The sequence below is a fragment of the Kitasatospora sp. NPDC085895 genome, from assembly GCF_040702125.1.
GTDB classification, from domain to species: Bacteria; Actinomycetota; Actinomycetes; order Streptomycetales; family Streptomycetaceae; genus Kitasatospora; species Kitasatospora arboriphila.
Genome location: NZ_JBFBJY010000175.1, coordinates 1 through 6003 on the forward strand (window position 1 = coordinate 1; position 6003 = coordinate 6003).

A 6003-nucleotide genomic window follows, 5' to 3' on the forward strand; every position below is an offset into this window, starting at 1 on the left:
CGACGGCGAGCGCGGCGCCGGGGTCGCGGGGGGCGCTGCCGGAGACGCCGACGACGGTGGCCACGGCGAAGGAGCGCCCGGACGCGTGCCAGGCGTGCAGTTGTGGGGCGATGTCCTGCATGGGGGCGGTCCTCCGAAGGCTGATGGGAAGGTGGGACGGCGGGTCCTGGGTGCGGGGAACAGCGCACTTCGGCTGTGCGGATCAGGGCTTGGCCCGTGCAGTCGTGATCACCAGCCCCGGATTGCGCAGTTCCCCGCGCCCCTGAGGGTTCACCTGAGTTGACGGCCCGTGTGCCGTCAGGCGGCGAGGTGGGAGAGGTCGACGGTGGCGCCGGTGTAGAGGCTCTCGACGGGGATCCAGCGGGGGGAGACGGCGAGCGGTGTCTCGGTGCGGACGGCTGCGGCGCCGGTGTGGCGGGGGCCGCAGGGGATGTCGACGACCGTCCAGCCGGGCGGCCGGGCCGCGGCGTCGGCGCCGAGGTAGTCCTCGGCGAGCGGGCGGCCGAGTCCTGTGCCGAGTCCCTTGAGGTAGGCCTCCTTGCGGGTCCACAGCTGGCCGAAGGCGGCCCGGCGGAGCGGCTGTGGGACGGCCTCGATCTCGGTCCGCTCGGCGGGGTGGATCGCGGTCGAGCACACCTCGACGGTCGAGGCGCGCGGTACCTGTTCGACGTCCACGCCGATCGGGGCGGAGGCGATGCCGACCAGGGCCATTCCGCTGCTGTGGGAGAGCGAGAAGTGCACGGCGGAGTCCGGGACGGAGAGTGCCGGCCGACCGTGCGGCTTGTCGCAGCAGGGGCACGGCTGCCGGGTGAACTCCAGTTCGGCGGCGGGGTGGTGGAGGTAGGCGCCGAGGAGTCGGCGCAGCGCGATGTGGGCGGAGGCGTAGAGGAATCCGCCGGTCTGGCGGCGGCAGGCGCTGGCCCGGGCGAGTTCGCGCTCGTCGAGTTCGGAGAGGTCGAGGGCGCCGGTGATGTCGTCGGGGTGGGGTTGGCGGAGCAGCCAGAGGTCCACCCGGCCGTCGCCGAGGGGTGCCGCCGCGGTGGCGTTCACCCGGTGCCCGTCGGCGGCGCTCACCCGGTGCCTGCCGGTGCGGCGAGGGGCCGGGCGGGCGCGTCCGCGAGGGCGTCCCCCAGGTCGGCGGCGAGCGCGGTGAGGTCGGGTGAGCGGAGCACGGCGGGCAGGTCGAGTTCCACGCCGGTCGCTTCGCGGATGCGCTGCCGGAGCTCCAGGCCCGTCATCGACCCGATGCCGATGCTGGTGAGCGGGCGGGTGGCGTCGATGCGCTCCGGTTCGGTCTGCAGCAGGGCGGCGGCTTCGCGCCGCAGGTAGTCCACGAGCAGGGCCGTCCGTCCGGCCGGGCCGGCGGCGGCGAGGGCGGCGGGGTCGGGTGGGGGTACGGCTCCGGTGTCCTCCGGCGGGGTCTCGCTCCACTCGTCCGGGTCCAGCCACTCCGGAACCATCCGGTGGCGTGTCATATCGCTTCCTCCTCCTCGTCGGTGGCGCGGATCAGGGCCATCACCCGGTCGGGGTGCAGGGGCAGGGCGCCGACGGTGCCGGTGAGCCCGAGTGCGTCGCGGACGGCGTTGGCCACGGCGGCGCCGACGCCCGCGGTGCCGCCCTCGCCGGCGCCCCGGACGCCGAGCGGGTTGCCGGGGGCGGGGGCGTCCTCGAAGATCTCGACCCGGATGTCGGGCAGGTCGCCGGCGCGCGGCCAGCGGTACTCGTCGAGGGTGGTGGCCAGCGGCAGGCCCCGCTCGTCGTAGCGGAAGTCCTCCAGGAGGGTGCCGCCGATGCCCTGGACGGTGCCGCCGAGGATCTGGGCGTGCACCAGAGCCGGGTTGACGGCCCGTCCGATCTCGTAGCTGACGGCGTAGCGCAGCAGTCTGACGGCCCCGGTGCCGGGGTCGACCTCGGCCTGCGCGTAGTGCGCGCCGTAGGGGTAGGTCATCGCGCCGGCCGCGTAGGTGCCGCGGCCGATCAGGCCGGGCTCCTCGCCGGTGCGGACGAACTGCGGGGTGTAGCAGGCGGCGGCGACCTGGCCGAGGGCGATCCGGCGTTCGGGTTCGCCGTCGACGGCGAGGCAGCCGGCGTGGACGACGAGCTGCTCGGGTCCGGTGCCGAGGAGCACGGCCGCGACCCGGCGCGCCTTGGCGAGGACCTGTTCGGCGGCCAGCTTCACCGCCGTGCCGCCGACGACCGTGGTGCGGCTGGCGAATGTGCCGGAGCCGTCCGCGAGGATGTCGGTGTCGGAGAGCACCACCGCGACGGACCCGGTGGGGACGTCGAACTCCTCGGCGACGATCTGCGCCATGACGGTCTCCACGCCCTGGCCGACGTTGGCGCCGCCCATGGCGACGCGGATCGCGCCGGTCGCCCCGATGTCGACGACGGCGCTGTCGTGGCCGAGGCCGGCCTTCTCCAGGATCACCGCGCAGCCGGCGCCGACCAGCCGGCCCTGCGTCCGGGCCTGCCGGGCCTCCTCGCGCCAGGCCTCGTAGCCGAAGAGCTCCCGGGACTTGTCGAAGTGGTCCAGGTGGTCCTTGCCGTCGAGGAGCATCGGCGCGCCGAAGACGTGCAGCGGCCGCTGCTGGGGGAGTTCGCCGCCGTGCAGCAGGTTGATCCGGCGCAGCTCGACCGGGTCGACGCCGAGCCGGTCGGCGGCGAGGTCCATGGCGTGCTCGCGGACGAAGTTGTGCTGGAACCGGCCGGGGGCGCGGTAGGTGCCGACCGGGGTCTTGTTGGTGGTGACGATGTGGACGCGGCTGCGGCAGGCCGGGATCCGGTAGGGGCCGGACATCATGGCGGAGGTGAGGACGGCGACCACGGCGCCGTGGGTGCGGATGTAGGCGCCGGTGTCCATCCAGGCCTCGCCGCGCAGGCCGAGCAGGCGGTGTTCCGCGTCGAAGGCGAGCTCGATGCGGTGCTCCTGCTCGCGGGCGTGGTTGGCCGCGACGAGGTGTTCGGTGCGGTCCTCGGTCCACTTGACGGGCCGTCCGGTCCGCAGCGCGAGCAGCGGGACGAGCAGGTCCTCGGGGTAGAACTCGCCGCGGATGCCGAAGCTGCCGCCGGCGTCGGTCTCCAGCATGTGGATCCGGTGCTCCGCCAGGCCGAGCATCTGCGCGGTGATCCGCCGGTTGACGTACGGGACCTTGGTGGCGCCCCAGACGGTCATCCGGCGGGCCCGGGCGTCCCATTCGGCGACCAGGCCGCGGGTCTCCAGCGGGGTGCCGCTGTGCCGGCCGACCCGCAGGTCGGCGGTGACGGTGTGCGCGGCCGCGGCGAAGGCGGCGTCGACGTCGCCGTACGCGAAGTCGACCGTGCCGACCGTGGCGCCGGCGCCGCGCAGGCTCTCGGGGTGCAGGTCCGCGCCGGTGCGGGCGTCGAGGGAGACCGGCAGCTCCTCCAGGTCGAGGGCGACGAGCTCGGCCGCGTCCTCGGCCAGGTACGGGTCCTCGGAGAGGACGGCGGCGACGGGATCGCCGACGTAGCGGACGTGGCCGTCGGCCAGGGCGGACTGGAGGTAGGGGGTGAAGTCGATGCCGGGGGCGGGCTGGCGGACCGGCACGGGGGGCATCCCGGCGAGGTCGGCGGCGGTCAGGACGGCGACCGTGCCGGGATGCGCCGCCGCGGCGGCCGTGTCGATGCCGCGGATCCGGGCGTGCGCGACGGGCGAGCGGACGACGCGCAGCCACAACTGGCCGGGCCGGACGATCTCGTCGTGGAAGCGGCCGAGACCGCGCAGCAGCCGGTCGTCCTCCAGCCGCGGGACGGAGGCTCCGATGGCGTTCACGCGTCCTCCAGGGCGACGGCGCCGCGGCGGGCGACCGCCTCGACGGCGTCGACGATCGGCTCGTACCCGGTGCAGCGGCACAGGTTGGCGGCGGCGCACTCGGTGATGCGTGCCCGGTCGGCGTCCGGCTCCTTGCGCAGCAGGGCCGTGGTGAGCATCAGGAAGCCGGGGGTGCAGAACCCGCACTGCAGGGCGAAGTGCTCCTTGAACGAGCGCTGCAGGGAACCGAGTTCGGCGTCCGGCCCGGCGCCCTCGGCGAGGGACTCCACGGTCTCGACCGCGGTGCCGTCGGCCTGGACGGCGAGCATCAGGCAGGAGCGGACGGCCTCGCCGTCGACGAGGACGGTGCACGAGCCGCACGCCCCGGTCTCGCAGCCGACCGTGGTGCCGGTGAGCCGGAGATCGCGGCGGAGCACGTCGGCGAGGCTGCGCCTCGGATCGACGGCCAGCGTGTGCGCGGCCCCGTTGGCGGTGAGCTCCAGCGGAACGGGTGTGGTCATGGCGCGGATGCCTCCTGGAGTCGGGCCTCGGACCGGGGCCGGAGTCGGGGCGTGCAGCGGGCGAGGGAGTCGGCCAGGGCCCGGTGGACGAGGGTGCGGGCGAGGTCGCGGCGGTAGTCGGCGCCCGCCCGGTGGTCCGCCCCGGGCGCGAGCGCCTTGGCGGCCAGGTCGGCGGCGTGGCCGAGCAGTCGGGCGTCGGGGGCGCCGCCGAGCAGCGTCTGTTCGGCGGCGGCGGAGCGGACGGGGCGGTCCTCGGCGCCGCCGACGGCGATCCGTGCGGCGGTGATCCGGCCGTCGTCGTCGAGCACGAGCTCGGCCGCGGCGGCGACCAGCGGGAGGCTGCCCGGCTGGAAGCCGTACTCGGCGACGGCCGCGGTGGGGGCGGGGCGGGGGATGCGGACGCCGGTGAGCAGTTCGCCCGGCGCGAGCGCGGTGCGGTGCGCGCCGGTGAAGAACTCCGCTGCCGGGACGGTGCGTTCACCGGCCGGGCCGAGGGCGTGCATGTCGGCGTCGAGGAGGACGGCGAGCAGGCACCACTCGGCGGCCGGGTCGGCGTGTGCGAGGCTGCCGCCGATCGTCCCGCGGAGGCGGACCGGCAGGTGGCCGATCAGCCGGGCGGTCTCGGGGACGACCGGCAGGGCCGCCCGGAGGTGGGGGCCGGCGGCCCGTTCGAGGTCGGCGTGGGTGGTGAGAGCCCCGATGTGCAGGCCGCCACCGTGCCGGCCGGTGCCGCGCAGGGCGGCGATCCGGCCGACGTCGACCAGCGCGGTGGGGCGCAGCAGGCGGCGGTTGAGCAGCGGGAGCAGGCTCTGGCCGCCGGCGAGGACGCGGGCGTCGGGTCCGTACCGGGTGAGCCGGTGGACAGCTTCCTCGGCCGTCTCCGGCCGGCAGTAGGCGAATGGCGGCGGCTTCATGCCTTCTCTCCTGGGGGTCCTGTCGGGCCGGGTGGCGGGACACCGGCGGTCGAGTGGTCGGGCGTGGGGGACGGGTGCCGAAGGGGCGGGTGGGGGTGCCCGCCGGGCCGGGGGAGGGCCCGGCGGGCGGTGCCGGACGAGGAGTCGGACCGGGGGTGTCCGACGGGACGTCCGACGCGGTGCCGGACCGGGGGTGTCCGACGGCTCAGGGGTTGTTGACGGCCGGGACCTCGAGGGTGGTGTGGCCGAGCTGGCGCATCAGGTCGGCGATGTCGAAGTGCGCCGAGCGGGAGATCACCTTGTCGCCCTCGAAGTGGTCGATGCCGATGGCGGTGAAGTCGGCCGTGCGGCCGCTCGGCGGCAGGCCCCGGAACGGGCCGAGCTGGGTGCCGATGCAGCGGACGCGGGTGATCACCGTGTCGCCCTCGGCCCACTGCTCCTGGACGGTGTCGTCCATGTCCGGGAAGGCGGTGCGGAAGGCCCGCACCCACGCCCGGACGCCCTCCGGGCCGTGCAGGCCGAACTGCGGCCAGTGGAAGTCCTCGTGGAACAGCTCGTCGGCGAGGTCCAGCTCGCCCTTGGTGATGATGTTCTCGAACAGCAGGGCGATCTTCTGCTTGCGTGCCTCGGGGGTGGTCCCCTGCGGGACGGTGGTCATGGGATGTCCTCTCCGGGCGGTGTCCGGGTGGTGGGGGTGGGGGCGCGCGGGGGGGCCGCACCCCCCGGGCGGGGGGGACACGGCGGGGCGGGGGGGGGGGGGCGGGGGCGCGCGGGAGGCCGGGGCCGAAAGCACCAGCAC

At 75.6% G+C, this 6003-nt stretch carries 7 protein-coding genes; all 7 read right to left on the reverse strand.

Annotated features, from left to right (window positions below; all coding sequences use genetic code 11):
- Positions 1–121, reverse strand: a 121-nt coding sequence (locus AB0442_RS41545) for an XdhC family protein (RefSeq protein WP_366168721.1), incomplete at its 3' end; no start/stop codon positions are given.
- A 176-nt stretch (positions 122–297) separates the two neighbouring features.
- A complete protein-coding gene (locus AB0442_RS41550; protein ID WP_366168715.1) occupies positions 298–1074 on the reverse strand; it encodes a 4'-phosphopantetheinyl transferase superfamily protein in 777 nt (258 codons plus the stop codon).
- On the reverse strand, positions 1071–1475 hold the full coding sequence (locus tag AB0442_RS41555) for an acyl carrier protein (RefSeq protein ID WP_366168716.1): 405 nt from the start codon (positions 1473–1475) through the stop codon (positions 1071–1073). Before AB0442_RS41555 ends, AB0442_RS41550 begins: the two co-directional genes overlap by 4 nt.
- Positions 1472–3790, reverse strand: a complete 2319-nt coding sequence (locus AB0442_RS41560; RefSeq protein WP_366168717.1) for a xanthine dehydrogenase family protein molybdopterin-binding subunit — start codon at positions 3788–3790, stop codon at positions 1472–1474. The genes AB0442_RS41555 and AB0442_RS41560 overlap by 4 nt, the downstream gene beginning before the upstream one ends.
- Entirely contained in the window at positions 3787–4290 is a 504-nt protein-coding gene (locus tag AB0442_RS41565; protein ID WP_366168718.1) for a (2Fe-2S)-binding protein, read from the reverse strand. Before AB0442_RS41565 ends, AB0442_RS41560 begins: the two co-directional genes overlap by 4 nt.
- A complete protein-coding gene (locus tag AB0442_RS41570) occupies positions 4287–5204 on the reverse strand; it encodes an FAD binding domain-containing protein (protein ID WP_366168719.1) in 918 nt (305 codons plus the stop codon). The genes AB0442_RS41565 and AB0442_RS41570 overlap by 4 nt, the downstream gene beginning before the upstream one ends.
- A gap of 205 nt (positions 5205–5409) precedes the next feature.
- Positions 5410–5862 carry an ester cyclase gene (locus tag AB0442_RS41575; RefSeq protein WP_366168720.1) on the reverse strand — a complete coding sequence of 151 codons (453 nt, stop codon included), beginning with the start codon at positions 5860–5862 and terminating at the stop codon, positions 5410–5412.
- Positions 5863–6003: the final 141 nt, after the last annotated feature.

Bases quoted from the DNA above. Each gene is read 5' to 3' on its own strand.
- AB0442_RS41555 (WP_366168716.1), bottom strand. From the start codon at position 1,475: ATGACACGCCACCGGATGGTTCCGGAGTGGCTGGACCCGGACGAGTGG.
- AB0442_RS41565 (WP_366168718.1), bottom strand. From the start codon at position 4,290: ATGACCACACCCGTTCCGCTGGAGCTCACCGCCAACGGGGCCGCGCAC.
- AB0442_RS41570 (WP_366168719.1), bottom strand. From the start codon at position 5,204: ATGAAGCCGCCGCCATTCGCCTACTGCCGGCCGGAGACGGCCGAGGAA.
- AB0442_RS41575 (WP_366168720.1), bottom strand. From the start codon at position 5,862: ATGACCACCGTCCCGCAGGGGACCACCCCCGAGGCACGCAAGCAGAAG.